14 protein-coding genes and 1 pseudogene are annotated in these 17,618 nt (G+C 73.2%); 12 read left to right on the top strand and 3 right to left on the bottom strand.

Features of this window, described 5'->3' with window-relative positions; genetic code table 11:
* The first annotated feature begins 36 nt into the window (after positions 1–36).
* Positions 37–918 carry a ricin-type beta-trefoil lectin domain protein gene (locus tag ACGH2B_RS03165; protein WP_399083697.1) on the top strand — a complete coding sequence of 294 codons (882 nt, stop codon included), beginning with the start codon at positions 37–39 and terminating at the stop codon, positions 916–918.
* 90 nt (positions 919–1,008) lie between these two features.
* Here ACGH2B_RS03165 and ACGH2B_RS03170 read toward each other — a convergent pair whose 3' ends face one another.
* On the bottom strand, positions 1,009–1,641 hold the full coding sequence (locus ACGH2B_RS03170) for a TetR/AcrR family transcriptional regulator (protein WP_399096654.1): 633 nt from the start codon (positions 1,639–1,641) through the stop codon (positions 1,009–1,011).
* 185 nt (positions 1,642–1,826) lie between these two features.
* On the opposite strand from ACGH2B_RS03170, the gene abc-f reads away from it, so the two are divergent.
* The 4 genes and pseudogenes from abc-f to ACGH2B_RS03190 all read left to right on the top strand — a co-directional run.
* A complete protein-coding gene (abc-f, locus tag ACGH2B_RS03175) occupies positions 1,827–3,446 on the top strand; it encodes a ribosomal protection-like ABC-F family protein (protein WP_399083700.1) in 1,620 nt (539 codons plus the stop codon).
* 48 nt (positions 3,447–3,494) lie between these two features.
* A complete protein-coding gene (locus ACGH2B_RS03180) occupies positions 3,495–4,160 on the top strand; it encodes a CatB-related O-acetyltransferase (RefSeq protein WP_399083703.1) in 666 nt (221 codons plus the stop codon).
* A gap of 198 nt (positions 4,161–4,358) precedes the next feature.
* Positions 4,359–5,393 (top strand): helix-turn-helix domain-containing protein, encoded by a 1,035-nt coding sequence (locus ACGH2B_RS03185; protein WP_399083706.1) that lies wholly within the window; start codon positions 4,359–4,361, stop codon positions 5,391–5,393.
* Between the two features lie 517 nt (positions 5,394–5,910).
* A pseudogene (locus ACGH2B_RS03190) lies at positions 5,911–6,594 on the top strand (dioxygenase); the annotation flags it as partial.
* Positions 6,595–6,841: 247 nt separating this feature from the next.
* On the opposite strand, the gene ACGH2B_RS03195 reads toward ACGH2B_RS03190, so the two are convergent.
* The gene (locus ACGH2B_RS03195) at positions 6,842–7,285 is read right to left on the bottom strand and encodes an SRPBCC family protein (protein WP_399083709.1); all 444 of its coding nucleotides are present in this window, start codon (positions 7,283–7,285) and stop codon (positions 6,842–6,844) included.
* Between the two features lie 168 nt (positions 7,286–7,453).
* On the opposite strand from ACGH2B_RS03195, the gene ACGH2B_RS03200 reads away from it, so the two are divergent.
* Entirely contained in the window at positions 7,454–8,488 is a 1,035-nt protein-coding gene (locus ACGH2B_RS03200; protein ID WP_399083712.1) for an Rv2578c family radical SAM protein, read from the top strand.
* A 59-nt stretch (positions 8,489–8,547) separates the two neighbouring features.
* Entirely contained in the window at positions 8,548–9,216 is a 669-nt protein-coding gene (locus ACGH2B_RS03205; RefSeq protein ID WP_399083715.1) for a GNAT family N-acetyltransferase, read from the top strand.
* A gap of 86 nt (positions 9,217–9,302) precedes the next feature.
* Here ACGH2B_RS03205 and ACGH2B_RS03210 read toward each other — a convergent pair whose 3' ends face one another.
* Positions 9,303–9,917 carry a HEAT repeat domain-containing protein gene (locus ACGH2B_RS03210; protein ID WP_399083718.1) on the bottom strand — a complete coding sequence of 205 codons (615 nt, stop codon included), beginning with the start codon at positions 9,915–9,917 and terminating at the stop codon, positions 9,303–9,305.
* Between the two features lie 432 nt (positions 9,918–10,349).
* Here ACGH2B_RS03210 and ACGH2B_RS03215 point away from each other — a divergent pair, with 432 nt between their 5' ends.
* The 5 genes from ACGH2B_RS03215 (at position 10,350) to ACGH2B_RS03235 (ending at position 17,617) form a co-directional block, all read left to right on the top strand.
* Positions 10,350–12,176: a 3-hydroxyacyl-CoA dehydrogenase family protein gene (locus ACGH2B_RS03215; protein WP_399083721.1), complete on the top strand. Its 1,827-nt coding sequence runs from the start codon at positions 10,350–10,352 to the stop codon at positions 12,174–12,176.
* Positions 12,177–12,288: 112 nt separating this feature from the next.
* Positions 12,289–13,089 (top strand): TetR family transcriptional regulator, encoded by an 801-nt coding sequence (locus ACGH2B_RS03220; protein ID WP_399083724.1) that lies wholly within the window; start codon positions 12,289–12,291, stop codon positions 13,087–13,089.
* 506 nt (positions 13,090–13,595) lie between these two features.
* Complete coding sequence (ccrA, locus tag ACGH2B_RS03225) at positions 13,596–14,933, top strand: crotonyl-CoA carboxylase/reductase (protein WP_399083727.1); 1,338 nt, start codon at positions 13,596–13,598, stop codon at positions 14,931–14,933.
* Positions 14,934–15,018: 85 nt separating this feature from the next.
* Positions 15,019–17,031 (top strand): protein meaA, encoded by a 2,013-nt coding sequence (locus ACGH2B_RS03230; RefSeq protein WP_399083730.1) that lies wholly within the window; start codon positions 15,019–15,021, stop codon positions 17,029–17,031.
* A gap of 61 nt (positions 17,032–17,092) precedes the next feature.
* Positions 17,093–17,617: a MaoC family dehydratase gene (locus ACGH2B_RS03235; protein WP_399083733.1), complete on the top strand. Its 525-nt coding sequence runs from the start codon at positions 17,093–17,095 to the stop codon at positions 17,615–17,617.
* The last annotated feature ends 1 nt before the right edge of the window (position 17,618 follow it).

Raw genomic sequence — 17,618 nt, forward strand, 5'->3', positions numbered from 1 at the left:
TCTTTCCTCCCCATCCGTTCCGACTCGGAGGTCCCCGTGCCACCGGACAATTCCCGTTCCCCCGACTCCCCGCCGAAGGACCCCGCCGGCGGTTTCTCCCGTACGTTCGCCCGTGATCCGGGCCGGCCGCGGATCGGGCTGCTGCCCGAGCGCCGGGTGTGGATCGCGCTCGGCTCGACCGTCGCGCTGGTCACCGGTGCCGTGGTGCTCGGGCCGCTGGCCCAGCGTGGGCTGCGGATGAGCGCCGACGACACCCGGGTGGCCGCCGCCTCGGTGGCCAGCCCGTCGCCGGAGGCGTCGAAGAAGGCCGACCCGTCGCCGAGCCCGACGAAGAAGGCCGAGCCCACCGAGACGCCCGGCAAGAAGAAGGCCGACGACGCGCCGCCGGCCGGCAAGCCCGCGCGCGACGTGCCCCCGCCGCGCACCCAGGACTCGCCGCCGTCGCAAGGCGTGAACGGCGGTGCGGTGGCGGACAACCCGCCCAGCACCGGCACCACGCAGCACAAGCCGGCGAAGCCGAAGGTCACCGGCCCGACCGGCACCATCACCGGCATGAACGGCATCTGCCTGGACGTCGCCAACGGCAAACGCGCCAACGGCACGCCCATCCAGGTCCACGACTGCAACGGTATGCCCGCGCAGCGCTGGACGATGGCGTCGGACGGCACGGTGCGCGCGTACGGCAAGTGCATGGATGTCGCGAACAACGCCACGTCGGACGGTTCGCTGATCCACCTGTGGGACTGCAACGGCCGCGCCTCGCAGCAGTGGGTCTTCGCCGGTGCCCCGCACGACCTGGTGAACCTCCCGGCCAACAAGTGCCTGGACATCCGCGCCGCCAACGCCTCGAACGGCACCCGCGTGCAGATCGCCAACTGCTCCGGCAACCCGGCGCAGAAGTGGAGCGTGCCGACCTGATCCGGCCACCGGACGGCGACACCTGAACCGCGACGGGCGCGGGGGGTTTCCCCCGCGCCCGTCGCCGTACCCGGTGTCCGTGCGCCTGCCTCAGCCGCCGTCCGGCCAGGGCTCCACGAAGGCACCGGCGCCCGCGGCGAGGGCCGCGGTCCTGGCCGCGCGGGCGGGCAGCAGCGGATCGGCGGGGGCGCGCAGGAGCAGGAGCTGGTGGTAGAGGGGCGCGGTGGCGGCCAGGAGCAGTTGCCGGGCATCGGTGTGCGGCGGGAGTTCACCGCGGCGCGCGGCCCGTTCGACGACGATCCCGCAGCGGGTGTACCGGTCCTCCCAGAGCCGCAGTTGGGCGTCGGCGGCCTTCTCGGAGCGGAACGAGGCGGCGATCAGCGCGGCCACGACCGGCGGCTCGGCACTCAGCGCGTCCTGGATCTCCTGGTTCAGCGCGGTCAGGTCGCCTTGCAGCGAGCCGGTGTCCGGCGGCTGCCAGTCGTCGTCACCCGCCGCGTCGAGGACGTCGCCGAGCAGCCCGCCGACGTCTCCCCAGCGCCGGTAGACCGTGGTGCGGTGCACGCCCGCGCGGGCGGCGACGGCGTCGGTGGTGAGCCCGTCGTAGCCGTGTTCGCCCAGCTCGGCGAGGACCGCGTCGAGGACCTGCCGGCGGATGCGGGCGGTGCGGCCCCCGGGGCGGCGGCGGGGTGGTGACGGCGCGGTGCCGTCCGGTCGCGGCACCGGCTCCGGTGCGGGCTCTGCGGAAGGCGGCACAGGGAATCCGATTGATCGGGGGACGGTGGTGTGTCACCATCTTAAAGCATCAGTTGTCGCACTAGTGGAGTGATCGATGGTTCACCGGAGCGTTCGCCCGGCCACGCGGCCCACGAGGACCGCCCCCTTCCCGAATGCCCTGGAGACCCCGTATGCCCACACAGATCACCGCCCTCGACGTCAGCAAGTCCTTCCACGGCAGGCCCGTCCTCACCTCCGTGAGCTGCTCGCTCGCCGCGGGTGAACGCACCGGCATCATCGGGGAGAACGGCTCCGGCAAGAGCACCCTGCTGCGGCTGCTCGCCGGCTGCGAACGGCCCGACCAGGGCGAGATCGTCGTCCAGGCCACCGGCGGCGTCGGCTATCTGGCCCAGGACGAGCGGATGGCGCCGCGGGCGACCGTCCAGCAGATCATCGACCGGGCCCTGGGCGAGCTGCGCGCCGTCGAGCGGCGGATGCGCCGTCTGGAGGCCGCGATGGCCACCGGCGACGAATCCGGTATGGCCGAGTACGGCGAGCTGCTGACCGTCTTCGAACTCCGCGGCGGCTACGACGCCGACGCCCGGGTGGAGCGCGCCCTGCACGGTCTCGGTCTGGGCCTGGTGGGCCGCGACCGCACCGTCGGCAGCCTGTCCGGCGGGGAGCGGGTCAGGCTCCGGCTGGCGGCCGTCCTGGCGTCCGCGCCGGAGGTACTGCTGCTGGACGAGCCGACCAACCACCTCGACGACACCGCCCTGACCTGGCTGGAGGACCATCTGCGCGCCCGCCGCGGCACCACGGTGGCCGTCTCCCACGACCGGGTCTTCCTCGACCGCGTCGCCACCACCCTGCTGGAGGTGGACGGCGACCGGCACCACGTCGTCCGGTACGGCAACGGCTACCCCGGCTACCTCGCCGGGAAGGCCGCCGCCCGGCAGCGCTGGACCCAGGCGTACGAGGAGTGGCGGGCCGACATCGGCCGGCTCCGCGAGTCCGCGGCGACCACCGCCCGCCAGGTGGCCCCGGGCCGCCCGATGAAGGACGGCAACAAGATGGCCTACGACCGGGCGGGCGGCCGGGTGCAGCAGTCGCTGGCCGCCCGGGTGCGCAACGCCGAGGAGAGGCTGCGCCGCCTCCTCGCCGACCCGGTCCCGGCCCCGCCGGAGCCGCTGCGCTTCACGCCCGTCCTGCGGGCCGGGCGGCTGGAGGGCGCCGTCCTCGACGCCGCCGGCGTCGCCGTCACGGACCGGCTCGGCCGCACCGACCTCACCGTCACGGCGGGCGAACGGCTGCTGATCACGGGCCCGAACGGCGCGGGCAAGAGCACCCTCCTGCGCGTCCTGGCCGGCGAGATCACCCCCGACCACGGGAGCGTCACCCGCCGCGGCAGGATCGGCCACCTGCCCCAGGACCCGCGCCCCGGTGAGCCGCACGAGACCATATTGGCTGCCTTCGCCCGGGGACGGACGGGGGAGCCGGACGACCACGCCGAACGGCTGCTCTCCCTCGGCCTGTTCGACCGCGAACGGCTCACGGTGCCGGTCGGCCGCCTCTCCACCGGTCAGCTCCAGCGCCTCGCCCTGGCGCGGCTGCTCGACGCACCGTCGGACGTCCTGCTCCTCGACGAGCCCACCAACCACCTCTCCCCCGCCCTCGTCGAGGAGTTGGAGACCGCGCTGGCCGGGTACGGCGGCACCCTCGTCATCGTCAGCCACGACCGCCGGCTGCGGCGGCGCTGGCAGGGCGCCCGGCTGGACCTCGCGGGCGCCGCGCTGTCCACCGCCCGCGCCTGAGACCACGGCCACCCCCGATCGTCCCGCACAGTGAGGAAACCCTCCGCCATGCCGCCCGCTCCCCCCGACCCGACCGTGCTGCACCCGATGCCCGGCCAGCCGCGGGTGGTGCTGCTCAAACCGCTGGTCACCTCCCCGCTGATCGAGGTCGGGGAGTTCTCCTACTACGACGACCCCGACGACCCGACCGCCTTCGAGAGCCGCAACGTGCTGTACCACTACGGGCCGGAGAGGCTGGTCATCGGGAAGTTCTGCGCCCTGGGCGCGGGCGTGCGGTTCCTGATGAACGGCGCCAACCACCGTATGGACGGCCCCTCGACGTTCCCCTTCCCCATCATGGGCGGCGCCTGGGCCGAGCACACCGACCTCATCACCGGGCTGGCCGGGCGGGGGGACACCGTGGTGGGCCATGACGTGTGGTTCGGCCACCGGGCCACGGTGATGCCCGGCGTCCGCATCGGCCACGGAGCGATCATCGCCGCCGGTTCCGTCGTCGTCGACGACGTCCCCGACTACGGCATCGTCGGCGGCAACCCCGCTCGCCTCATCCGCCGCCGCCACAGCGACGCCGACATCGACCGCCTCCTGGCCCTGGCCTGGTGGGACTGGCCGCTCCCGTACCTCACGGAGCATCTGCGCACGGTCATGTCCGGCGGCGTCGACGCACTGGAGCGGGCCGCGGCCGGACTCCCCCGGCCACCCGCCGCACGGTGACCGTCCCGCGCCCGGCCGGCCGGGCGCCGGTACGTCTCCCGCGTACGGGCGCCCGGCGCGGCACACGCCCCGGGCCGCGACTCCCGGGACGGTCCGCACCGAACGGCCCCAACTCCCGTATCTTTACGCCCTCTTGGCCGGACGATGGTGGCCTTCTGGCCGGAGGACGGGTCTTGCGGCGGTTCGTAGGGTGAGGGCGTGCCCAGACGCAGCGAACAGTCACGGCCGGCGCGCGGCGGCCGCGCGGCGGGTCCCGCACCCGATGTCTTCGTCCCGCGCGGCGGGGTCAACGACGGCCCCCGCAACGACGATCCGGTGCCCCTGCACCGCCTCGACGTGCCCACGCCGCATCTGCTCCCCTTCGCGATCGGCTCGTTCGACACGATCGGCCCGCTCTCCCGGGCGAACTTCCCGCACCGCCACTCGTTCCACGAGATCGTCTACGTCACCGCGGGCCACGGCGCCCACGTCGTGGACCAGGCCCGGCGCCCGCTGCGGCCGCCGCAGCTCAGCGTGATCGTGCCGGGCCAGGTCCACCACTGGGAGCAGGCCACGCAGTTGCACGGCTGGGTCATCCTCTTCACCGACGACTTCCTGCTGGCGCACCCCGGCGACCGGGACGCGCTGGCGGCGCTCGGCGGCTGCCCGGGGCGGCGGGTGACGCCCGCGGCGGCGCCGCGGTTCACGTCGCTGGTGGCGGAGATGGTCCGGGAGTACGGCGAACGGGCCGAGGGGTTCACCTCGGTGCTCCAGGCCCAGTTGCACATCCTGATCGCCCAGGCGCTGCGGCTGCCCGGCACGCCCGGACCGGCGCCCGCCACCGGCCGGATGCCGCCGCTGGCCCGCGAGTTCACCGCACTGCTGGCCCGCCCCGGCGCCGCGGGCCGCACCGTCCGCTCGTACGCCGACGAGCTGGGCGTCTCGGTCGGGCACCTGGCCGAGGTGGTCAAGCGGAGCACCGGCCGGACCCCGGGCGGTCTGATCCGGCACGCGCAGACCGTGGAGGCGAAACGCCTGCTGTCCGGCAGCCCCTTGAGCATCGCCCGGATCGCCGCTCGCCTGGGCTTCGCCGACCCCGCGTACTTCTCCCGCTTCTTCCGCCGCGAGACGGGCGTGAGCCCCGGCGACTTCCGCCGGTCGGCGAACGGGACGGGCGCGACGGACGGAACGGCCGGCACCGCCGGGCCGCGGACCACCGGGGAGACAGCGGCGCGGGAGGGCGCGGGGGCGTAGGGGTGGAGCGGGACCGAACCGAGCGCCGGTCCCGGGCCCTGACAGCGGGAGGCCACAACCCCCGGGCGGTGCGGCCCTCACGCCCGACGGGCCTCGGCCCAGCGCCCCGGGCTTCAGCGCGTCCGGCCCGCCAAAGCCGCGCCCGGCCCGCCAAAGCCCCACCGGCAGGCGGCTGGGCGGCCACGCGGGAGGTCGCGGGAGCACGGCGGACGGGACGGGAGGCGGCGGGACGGCGGCGAGCGGCGAGTCCCGGGCCGCCCCGGCCACCCGAGCCGCGGAATTCACCATGACCCCCGCGTCCAGTCCCTCGAACGGCCCGCGCCGCCTGCCCTACCGTCTGTCGTCATCGGCCCGCACCACATGGTCCGGACCATGTGGCGGGGCGGCGGGGACGCCCGCCGCCCGGGTGAGCCGTTCCCGTACGGGTTCCCCGAAGGGGGTGCCTTCCCGCTCGGAAAGCACCCTCCGCCCGTCACCCCCCGCCCCGAACTCCCCTCTCTCCCCACAGGAGCGCGCGATGGAAGACGACCGCAGCCCGGATCTGACGCCGCACGCGGCGCCGGACGGCCCGGCCGCCCGGCCCCCGCGGCTGATCAGCCGGAAGAACGTGCTCAGGGCCGCCGCCGCGGCCGTACCGGCGACGATGCTGCTCGGCGGCGTCGCCCTGGCCCGTGACCGCAAGCCGTCCGACGGGCCCCTGACCCCGACGCCCTACTGCGACGACGGGGACGACCCGACGCCCCCGCAGATCGAGGGCCCGTACTTCAAGCCCAACTCCCCGCTGCGGGACTCGCTCGTCGAGCCCGGCACCCAGGGCACGCCGCTGACGGTGAGCGGTTTCGTCTTCGGGCTGAGCTGCACCCCGCTCTCCCAGGTCCTGCTGGACTGGTGGCAGGCGGACGACGACGGCGCGTACGACAACACCGGATTCCGTTTCCGCGGCCACCAGTTCACCGACGAGCGCGGCGCGTTCAAGCTGACGACGATCGTGCCGGGGCTCTACCCGGGACGCACCCGGCACCTCCATGTGAAGGTCCAGGCGCCCGGCGGCCCGATCCTCACCACGCAGCTCTACTTCCCGGGCGAGCCGCGCAACAACACCGACCCGATCTTCGACCCGGCGCTGCTGATGAACGTGCGGGACGCGGGCGGCGGCAAGGAGGCGACGTTCGACTTCGCGCTCCAGGTGTCCGGGGCCACGCCCCGACGGCGCGGCTGACCCCGCGGGCGTCCGGACGGCCGGACGCCGGAAAACCCCGGACAGCCCCGGACAGCCCCGGACAGCCCCGGAAGACAAGACCGGAAGACAAGACCGGAAGACAAGACCGGCGGTGGGCTCCCGCGCCCTGCACGAGGCGCGGGAGCCCACCGCCGGAGTGGTGTGTCCGGACGGGCCCGTGCGGTCCCGCCGGATCAGCGGCAGCGTACGCCGCCGGACGCCGTACGGCTCACTTCTCCGTCTCGGCGGCGAGATTGGCGAGAATCGCGTCGTAGATCCGGCCGAGGCCCTTGGGTGCGAAGGTCCGCTCGAAGAAGCCGCCGATACCGCCGGCGCCCTGCCAGGTGGTGGTGACGACGACCTTGGCGCGCTTCTCGCCCGCCGGGGTGACCACCCAGGTGGTGACCATGGAGGAGTTGCGGTCCTTCTCGACGAGCTGTCCGTCGGTCGGCTCGTCCACCTCCAGCAGGCAGTCGCGGACCCGCTTGCTGGTCGCCTGGAGCTTCCAGTGCACCAGCGTGCCCTTGCCGTCGCCGCCCTCGCGGACCTCGTACTCGCTGAACTGCTCGGGCAGCAGCTTGCCGCGGGTGCCGGTGTAATCGGCGAGCGCGTCGAACACGTCCTCCGGGTCCGCAGCGATCTCCCGTTCGGTGACGGCCTCGACCTGACCCATGTGTGCTGTCCTCCAGTTTTCGGCGCGGTCCAACTCAGCGCGGTCCTGCGATGCGCGCCAAGCCAACCATCCCGGCACCGCCCGCCCAAAATCCGATGCGGCCCCTTTGAACGAACAGATGTTCTATTCTGGTGTGCGGGGGAACGGAAGGACAGGCAAGGAGGCACGATGCGCTGGGACCATCTGGGCGACGGCCCGTCGGCACTGTTCGGCACGGAGGTCGTCAGCCGGACGTTCGACACCCCGGAATTCCGGGGGATCACCTTTCACGAGGTCCGCGCCCGCTCGCTCGTCAACCGCGTCCCCGGCGGCTCCCGGATGCCGTTCGCCTGGACGGTGAACCCGTACCGCGGCTGCAGTCACGCCTGCGTCTACTGCTTCGCCCGCAAGACCCACAGCTATCTGGACCTCGACACCGGCCACGGCTTCGACTCGCAGATCGTGGTGAAGGTCAACGCCCCCGAACTCCTCCGCCGCGAGCTGGCCCGCCCCGCCTGGCGGGGCGAGCACATCGCGATGGGCACCAACGTCGACTGCTACCAGCGGGCGGAGGGCCGGTACGCGCTGATGCCCGGCATCCTGACCGCGCTGCGCGACCGCGCCAACCCGTTCTCGGTGCTCACCAAGGGCACGCTGATCCTCCGCGATCTGGAGCTGCTGCGGCAGGCGGCCGAGGTCACCGACGTCGGCGTCTCGGTCTCCGTCGGCTTCCTCGACCGCGAGCTGTGGCGCACCGTCGAGCCCGGCACCCCCGCCCCGGAGCGCCGGCTGGACGTGGTGCGCACCCTGCGCGCGCACGGCATCGGCTGCGGCGTGCTGATGGCCCCGGTGATCCCGTTCCTCGGCGACGCCCCCGAGCAGCTACGCGCCACGGTCCGCGCCCTCGCCGAGGCGGGCGCCGAATCCGTCACCCCGCTCGCCCTCCATCTGCGGCCCGGCGCCCGCGAATGGTTCCTCTCCTGGCTCGCCCACCACCACCCCCACCTGGTCCCGCGCTACGAGCGGATGTACGCGGACGGCGCCTACGCCCCCACCTGGTACCAACGCCGCATCACCCGCCAGGTCCACGAGTTCGCCACCGAGTTCGGCATCGGCCCGGCCCGCTCCGGCGAGGCCCGCCGCATACGCCCGAAACGCCCGGGGACCACACCCGACGGCCCTCCCGAGCGCCCCGCGGAGCCGACGCAACTGACGCTGATGTGAGCCGGGCGCCCCCGGAAAATCACATGCCCGCCACGGCCGGCGCCCCCTACCGTCCCCGCATGACAAGAACGGACAGGCCGCCGGTACGCATCCGGGAGATGGCCGAGGACGACGCCGAGGCGGTGGCCGCGGTGCGGGTGCGCGGCTGGCGGGCGGCGTACCACGGGCTGATGCCGAGGGCGTATCTGAACGCGCTGAACGTACCGGAACAGACGGCGGCGCAGCGGGCCCGACTACGGCGACGGCCGCCCGAGGTCCGCGATCTGGTGGCGGAGCGGTCGGGCACGGTCGTCGGCTGGGCGTGCGTGGGCCCCGCGCCGGACACCGCAGCCGGCCCCACACCGGGCACCCCGGACGACCCCACGAACACCGCGCCCGCACCGGGTGCCACACCGGGCCCCGCCCGCCCGGCACCGGACACCGCCGGTCACTCGGCACCCGCCCCGGCACCGGCCGCCCCGGCGCCCGCCCTCGTAGCCGAACTGTTCGCCCTGTACGTCACCCCGGAGCTGAGCGGCACGGGAATCGGCCGCGCCCTCATGGCCGCCGCGCTGGAGCACGCCCGGCAGGCCGGCTTCGGCGAACTGTGCCTGTGGGTGGTACGCGGCAACACCCGCGCCCGGGGGTTCTACGCCCGCGCGGGTTTCGCCCCGGACGGCACGGAACAGACGGACGAGGTGGACGGCGTCCCCGTCCCCGAGCTGCGGTACCGGCGGGCGGTGGGGTGAGGGCGGGGGCGCGGCTCCGGCACCCGTCCCGTACGGGGCCGCCCCGCACGGACACCCGCCCCCAGATGCGGCACCGACTGCCGCATCTAGCGACCCGGCTCCCCCGGCGCCCCCAGCCGCGCCAGCGCCGCCGCCGCGGCGGCCGCCAGCCTCGGGTGGCCGGAGGCGGCGGTCAGGGCGGGGACGGCGCGGCGGTCGCCGAGGGCGCCGAGGCCCTCCACGCAGGCCAGGGCGACGCGCCAGTACGGGGTGTGGAGGGCGGTCAGCCGTTCCAGGGTGGTGATCAGGGCCGGTACGGACTGCGGGGCCCGTAGTTCGGCCAGGAGCCGGACGGGGTGCAGGGCGTAGGCGGTGCGCAGCGGGTTGGTGGCGAGGGCGGCGGCGGCGCGGGCGGTGCGCGGGTCGCCGAGCCGGGCCAGGGCGTGTGCGGCCGTGGCGCAGCGCACGGGGTCGCGGTAGTTGAGCAGCAGGACCAGCGTCTCGAAGGCGCGGGTGTCGCCCGCGCAGCCGAGGGCGAAGGCGGCGATCTCCCGGGCCCAGAGGGGACGTTCCACCGCGACCAGTACGGCGGCCAGTTCGTCGCGTCCGGCGGGGCTGCCGCGGCGGGCGAGGCCGAGGAGCCGCTCGTAGGCCGCCAGATCGTCCGCGGTGCGCAGTTCGGCGCGCACCCGGTCCGTCAAATCGTGGAATTCTTCTTCCATTTGCCGCCTTCTCTCCCGCCGACCGGCCCATCACCTGCCGGGCCCGCCCACTGTGGCCCGCGCCATGTCTCAAGCCCCGCCCTACCCCTGGACCCGGCGTTACCCACCGGTTAACCTCGGGGAACGAGCAGCACCCCTGCTCCGGCGGCCTGGTGACGCAGCCGCCCGCAGTACGTCGGTCCGGTGAGCCCGGCCCGGTCCGGTCCGCACGTCCGGCCCGGTATTCCACGCGACACCGTTAGGAAGAGCACGGCACGGCCCCGGGACAGGGCCCGCCGCCCGCCTCTTCGCGCACCCGCACCTTCCGCACCGCCCGCGGCGTTCGGCCTTCCCCGGCGCACGCCTGCCGCGACGGCCGCCGCACGGCGGTGCGCCCCACCCTCAGTCGTCACCTCTCCCCTGCGCGTAGGGGAACACTCCCTGGAGCCCTCGATGGACCGTCAGTCCACCCCAGATCTCTCCTCCGACCCCGCCGGCACCGCACCGGCCCTGTCGACCGTGGCCGTGATCGGCCTCGGCACGATGGGCACCCAGATCGCCGGGCTCCTCGCCCGTGCCGGGCGGGAGGTCATCGGCGTCGACACCGATGACGCCGCCGCCCGTACCGCCGTGGACACCCTCGCCGCCGCCACCGCCCGCTCCGTCGCGCGCGGCCGGCTCACCGAACGGGAGCGGCAGTCGGTGCTGGCGCGGTTTCGGACCTTCCCGGACGTGCGGGCCGCCGCCGACGCCGATCTCGTCATCGAGGTGGTGCCCGAGGACCCCGCGCTCAAGCGGGAGGTGCTGGCCGCGCTGGACGCGGTGGTGCGGCCGGAGGCGATCATCGCGACCGGCACCAATGCGCTGTCGGTGACACGGCTCGCCGCCGACTCCCGGCGCCCCGAGCGGGTGCTCGGGCTGCACTTCTTCAACCCGGCGCCGGCGATGAAGCTGGTCGAGGTGGTCTCCTCGGTGCTGACCGCGCCGACCGCCGTCGCCGCCGTCACCCAGCTCGCCCGGGAGCTGGGCAAGGACCCGATCGCGGTGGGCGACCGGCCCGGTTTCGTCGCCGACGGCCTGCTGTTCGGCTACCTCAACCAGGCGGCCGCGATGTACGAGTCGCGGTACGCCGGGCGGGAGGACATCGACGCCGCGATGCGGCTGGGCTGCGGTCTGCCGATGGGCCCGCTGGCGCTGCTCGACCTGATCGGCGTGGACACCGCCCGTACCGTCCTGGAGGCGATGTACGCCGCCTCCGGCGACCGGCTGCACGCGCCCGCGCCGATTCTCGGCCAGCTCGCCGAGGCGGGACTGACCGGCCGGAAGGCGGGCCGCGGCTTCTACACGTACCAGGAGCCGGGCTCGGCCACCGTCGTGCCGGACGCGCAGACCCCGGCGGACGGCGGCGGACGCGGCGCCGGGCGTCCGGTGCGCGCCGTCGGTGTCGCCGGGTCGGGGACGATGGCGTCCGGGATCGCCGAGGTCTTCGCGAAGGCGGGCTTCGACGTGGTGCTGGCCGCCCGCACCCTTGAGAAGGCGGAGCGGGCGGTGGCGCGGATCGCGAAGTCGCTGGACCGCTCGGTGGCGAAGGGCCGGCTGACCGCCGGGGAGCGGGACGCCGCGCTGGCCGCGATCACCCCGGCGGGCTCCCTGGACGCGCTGGCCGGGGTGGATCTCGCGGTCGAGGCGGTGGCCGAGGACCTGGCCGTCAAGCAGGAGCTGTTCGCGGCGCTGGACGCGGTCTGCAAGCCGGGCGCGGTCCTGGCGACCACCACCTCGTCGCTGCCGGTCATCGCGTGCGCCCGGGCCACCTCCCGGCCGCAGGACGTCATCGGGATGCACTTCTTCAACCCGGCACCGGCGATGAAGCTGGTCGAGGTGGTGCGGACGGTGCTGACCGCGGACGAGGCGCACGCCACCGTCCGCGAGGTGTGCGGGCGGGCCCGCAAGCACGCGGTGGACTGCGGCGACCGCGCCGGTTTCATCGTGAACGCGCTGCTGTTCCCGTACCTGAACAACGCGGTGAAGATGGTCCAGGAGCACTACGCGACGCCGGACGACATCGATACGGCGATGAAGCTGGGCGGCGGCTACCCGATGGGCCCGTTCGAGCTGCTGGACGTCGTCGGGCTCGATGTCTCGCTGGCGATCGAGAAGGTGCTGCACGAGGCGTTCCGCGATCCGGGGCTGGCCCCGGCGCCGCTGCTGGAGCATCTCGTCGCCGCGGGCTGCCTGGGCCGCAAGACCGGCCGCGGCTTCCGTGAGTACGCCCGGCGCTGACCGGGGCCGGTGGGGCGGGCTGCTGGCGCCTTCGGGCGGTCCGCCCCAGGTCAGCGGGGCGCGGGTGGCACCGCATGCCACGGGCCGCGGGAATATGAAGTACCGTCCCCACATGTCCCAGCCCGCTCGTTCCCCGTCCCCCGACACCCCGGACACCGCCACTCCCGGCGCCCGCCGCGCGGCGGCCCAGCGCCTCAAGATGCGCCGCGAACTCTCGGCCGCGGCCATGGAGTTGTTCGCGACCAAGGGCTACGAGGCGACCACGGTCGACGAGATCGCTGCGGCCGCCGGTGTCGCCCGGCGGACGTTCTTCCGCCACTTCCGCTCCAAGGAAGAGGCGATCTTCCCCGACCATGACGACACCCTGGTCCGCGCCGAGGCGGTCCTCGACGCGGCGCCGGCGCACGAGAACCCGCTCGACACGGTCTGCCGCGGCATCAAGGAAGTCATGCGGATGTACGCGGCGTCCCCCGCGGTGTCCGTGGCCCGCTACCGCCTGACCCGTGAGGTACCCACCCTCCGGGAGGCCGAGATCGCGTCGGTGGCCCGCTACGAGCGGCTGTTCACCCGCTATCTCCTGGGCCACTTCGACGAGGGCGCGCACCGCGAGGGCGACGACGATCCGCTGCTCGCCGAGGTCGCCGCCTCCGCGGTGGTCACCGCGCACAACCACGTCCTGCGGCGGTGGCTGCGGGCGGACGCCCAGGGTGATGTGGAGAGCCAGTTGGACCGCGCCTTCGAGATCGTCCGGGAGACCTTCGGCAAGGGCATCGGCGCGGGCCACGGCACCGCCGGGGAGCCGGCGCCCGCGGCGGTCTCCCGCGAGGGCGAGGTGCTGGTCGCGGTGGCGCGGACGGACGCTCCGCTGGACGAGGTCATGAAGACGATCGAGCGGGCGCTGAAGAAGCGCTGACACCCCGGGCCACCGCCCGTCACTCCTCCGCCCGCACCACGGGCTCGTACCCCTCGGCCCCCGGCAGCCCGGCGCACCGCGCGTCCGGCCTCCGGGGGCCGTGGCATGTCCGGATCCCGGTGCCGCCGGCCCCGGATCGCGGCCCCTGTTCCGCGCGATGATCGTTCATTCGCGGGCCTTTGAACGATCATCGTTCGCCCAGCGCACCCCTTTGAACGATCATCGCTCAGATGTGAAGACTTTCTTTCATCTGAGAGAAATTCATGGCACTCAGTGTCTTGTTCACTGGCACGCGGTGTCATACGTTGAGGGGGTCCGAGCGGCCGGCACGCGCCCCTCAGCGCCTGCCGGATGTCCCAACGGCCGTACCCCGTCCGTCCGTTCGGCGCCTGCGTCACAGGCACACCGCGCTCACCGGCGCCGCCCGCGGATCCCTCATCCGCACCCCGCACCACCCCCGACGTTCCCTCAAGCCGTTCCCGAACGAGCTTCGCCGGAGGCACACCGTGAACGAAATCCTGGACGCGATCCTCGCGCCCGACACCACCCGCGACGACTTCGCCGCCCTGCCGCTGCCCGAGTCCTACCGCGCGGTCACCGTCCACAAGGACGAGACCGAGATGTTCGCCGGACTCGCCACCCACGAGAAGGACCCGCGCAAGTCCCTGCACGTCGAGGACGTCCCGCTGCCCGAACTGGGCCCCGGCGAGGCGCTGGTCGCCGTGATGGCGTCCTCCGTGAACTACAACAGCGTCTGGACCTCGATCTTCGAGCCGCTGTCGACCTTCGGCTTCCTGGAGCGCTACGGCAAGCTCTCCCCGCTCGCCAAGCGCCACGACCTGCCGTACCACGTCATCGGCTCCGACCTGGCGGGCGTGGTGCTGCGCACCGGCCCCGGCGTCAACTCCTGGCACCCCGGCGACGAGGTCGTCGCGCACTGCCTCTCCGTGGAGCTGGAGTCCTCCGACGGGCACAACGACACGATGCTCGACCCCGAGCAGCGCATCTGGGGCTTCGAGACCAACTTCGGCGGGCTCGCCGAGATCGCGCTCGTCAAGTCCAACCAGCTCATGCCGAAGCCGGACCACCTGAGCTGGGAGGAGGCCGCCGCCCCCGGTCTGGTGAACTCCACCGCCTACCGCCAGTTGGTCTCCCGCAACGGCGCCGGGATGAAGCAGGGCGACAACGTCCTGATCTGGGGCGCCAGCGGCGGGCTCGGCAGCTACGCGACCCAGTTCGCGCTGGCCGGCGGCGCCAACCCGATCTGCGTGGTGAGCAGCGAGGACAAGGCCGAGATCTGCCGGAGGATGGGCGCCGAGGCGATCATCGACCGCAAGGCCGAGGGCTACAAGTTCTGGAAGGACGAGCACGAGCAGGACCCGCGCGAGTGGAAGCGGTTCGGCAAGCGGATCCGCGAGCTGACCGGCGGCGAGGACGTCGACATCGTCTTCGAGCACCCGGGCCGCGAGACCTTCGGCGCCTCCGTCTACGTCACCCGCAAGGGCGGCACCATCGTCACCTGCGCGTCGACGTCCGGCTACCACCACGAGTACGACAACCGCTATCTGTGGATGTCGCTCAAGCGGATCGTCGGCTCGCACTTCGCGAACTACCGCGAGGCGTGGGAGGCCAACCGCCTCATCGCCAAGGGCAAGATCCACCCGACGCTCTCCAAGGTGTACGCCCTCGACGACACCGGCCAGGCCGCGTACGACGTCCACCGCAACCTCCACCAGGGCAAGGTCGGCGTCCTCGCGCTCGCCCCCGAGGAAGGGCTCGGCGTCCGCGACACGGAGATGCGCGCGAAGCACCTCGACGCGATCAACCTCTTCCGCGACGCATGACCGCACGCGACCGGCGGGCCCCGCGGCCGCGGGGCCTCCGGGCCACCCCGTCGCAACGTCCGAACCGATAGGCGGCTGCAAAACTATGACTGAGCGTCAGAAGGATCGTCCGTGGCTGATGCGGACCTACGCCGGGCACTCCACGGCCGAGGCGTCCAACGAGCTGTACCGGCGCAACCTCGCCAAGGGCCAGACCGGACTGTCGGTCGCGTTCGACCTCCCGACGCAGACCGGGTACGACCCCGACCACGTCCTCGCCCGCGGTGAGGTCGGCCGGGTCGGGGTCCCCGTCTCCCACCTCGGCGACATGCGGCGGCTGTTCCAGGACATCCCGCTGGAGCGGATGAACACCTCGATGACCATCAACGCCACCGCTATGTGGCTGCTGGCGCTCTACCAGGTGGTCGCCGAGGAACAGGGTGCGGACATCGCGAAGCTCCAGGGGACGACGCAGAACGACATCGTCAAGGAGTACCTCTCGCGCGGCACCCACGTCTTCCCGCCGGGCCCGTCCCTCCGGCTGACCACCGACATGATCACGTACACGGTCAACCACATCCCCAAGTGGAACCCGATCAACATCTGCAGCTACCACCTCCAGGAGGCGGGCGCCACGCCCGTCCAGGAGATCGCGTACGCGCTGTCCACCGCCATCGCCGTCCTGGACGCGGTGTTCGCCTCCGGGCAGGTGCCCGAGGAGCGCAAGGGCGATGTCGTCGCGCGGATCTCCTTCTTCGTGAACGCGGGCGTCCGCTTCGTCGAGGAGATGTGCAAGATGCGGGCGTTCGGCCGCCTGTGGGATGCGATCACCCGCGAGCGGTACGGCATCGAGAACCCCAAGCAGCGCCGCTTCCGCTACGGCGTGCAGGTCAACTCGCTGGGTCTGACCGAGGCGCAGCCGGAGAACAACGTCCAGCGGATCGTCCTGGAGATGCTGGCGGTCACCCTGTCGAAGGACGCCCGCGCGCGGGCCGTCCAGCTCCCGGCGTGGAACGAGGCACTGGGCCTGCCCCGCCCCTGGGACCAGCAGTGGTCCCTGCGCATCCAGCAGGTCCTCGCCCACGAGAGCGATCTGCTGGAGTACGAGGACCTCTTCGCCGGCTCGCACGTCGTCGAGGCCAAGGTGGACGCGCTCGTCTCGGAGTGCCGGGCGGAGATCGACCGCATCCAGGAGATGGGCGGCGCGATGGCCGCCGTCGAGTCCGGCTACCTCAAGGCGCAGCTCGTCGCCTCGCACGCCGAGCGGCGCGGGCGGATCGAGTCCGGCGAGGAGAAGATCATCGGCGTCAACTGCTACGAGTCCACCGAACCGAACCCGCTCACCGCCGACCTCGACACCGCGATCATGACGGTCGACCCGGCCAACGAGGCACGCGTGGTGAACGCCCTGCACTCCTGGCGGGACGAGCGGGACGAGACGCGGGCCCAGGACGCGCTGGCCGCCCTGAAGAAGACCGCGGCGGGCGACGCCAACCTCTTCCCCGCCACCTTGGAGTGCGCCCGCGCCGGGGTGACGACCGGCGAATGGGCTTGGGCGCTGCGCGACGTCTTCGGGGAGTTCCGGGCGCCGACCGGGGTGTCGGGCGCGCCGCTCGCGGTCGCCGCCGAGGCCGGTACGCCGCTCGCCGCCGTCCGCGAGAAGGTCGCGCGGACCGCCGCGGAGCTGGGCACCGGCAAACTGCGGCTGCTGGTCGGCAAGCCCGGTCTGGACGGGCACAGCAACGGCGCCGAGCAGATCGCGGTGCGCGCCCGGGACGCCGGTTTCGAGGTGGTCTACCAGGGCATCCGGCTGACGCCCGAGCAGATCGTCGCGGCGGCGGTCGCCGAGGACGTGCACTGTGTGGGCCTGTCGATCCTGTCCGGTTCGCACGCCGAGCTGGTTCCGGACGTGCTGGCCCGGCTGGAACGCGCCGGGGCCGAGGAGCTGCCGGTGATCGTCGGCGGGATCATCCCGTCCGCCGACGCGGCGGCGCTGCGTGCGGCCGGGGTGGCCGCGGTGTTCACGCCGAAGGACTTCGGTATCACCGAGATCATCGGCCGTATCGTCGACGAGATCCGCACGGCGCACCGGCTCGCCCCTCTGGAGGTCCCCGCATGACCCCGGCGCCGGTCCGCGCGCCCCGTACGTCCCCGTCCGAAGCCCCCGAGGAGTGACCACGATGCAGTTCGGCCGTACCTATGAAGAGTTCACCGTCGGCGATGTCTACAAGCACTGGCCGGGCAAGACGGTCACCGAATACGACGACCACCTCTTCTGCCTGCTGACGATGAACCACCACCCGCTGCACCTGGACGCCCACTACGCCGGGGAGACCACCGACTTCGGCCGGAACGTCGTCGTCGGCAATTACGTCTACTCCCTGCTGCTGGGCATGTCGGTGCCGGACGTCTCCGGGAAGGCGCTCGCCAACCTGGAGGTGGAATCGCTGCGGCACGTGGCGCCGACGTTCCACGGCGACACGCTCTACGGCGAGACGACGGTGCTCGACAAGACGCCGTCGCGCTCGAAGTCGGACCGGGGCATCGTCCAGGTCGAGACGAAGGGCTACAACCAGGACGGCACCCTGGTCTGCGTCTTCCGGCGCAAGGTCATGGTGCCGACCGCCCAGTACATCGCGGAGCGCGGCGGCGAACAGCCCGGCCGCCCCGAGCTGAAGGCCCCGGCGGCCCGGAAGGAGAAGTAGA

The organism is Streptomyces sp. BBFR2 (assembly GCF_044497305.1).
Taxonomy (GTDB): domain Bacteria; phylum Actinomycetota; class Actinomycetes; order Streptomycetales; family Streptomycetaceae; genus Streptomyces.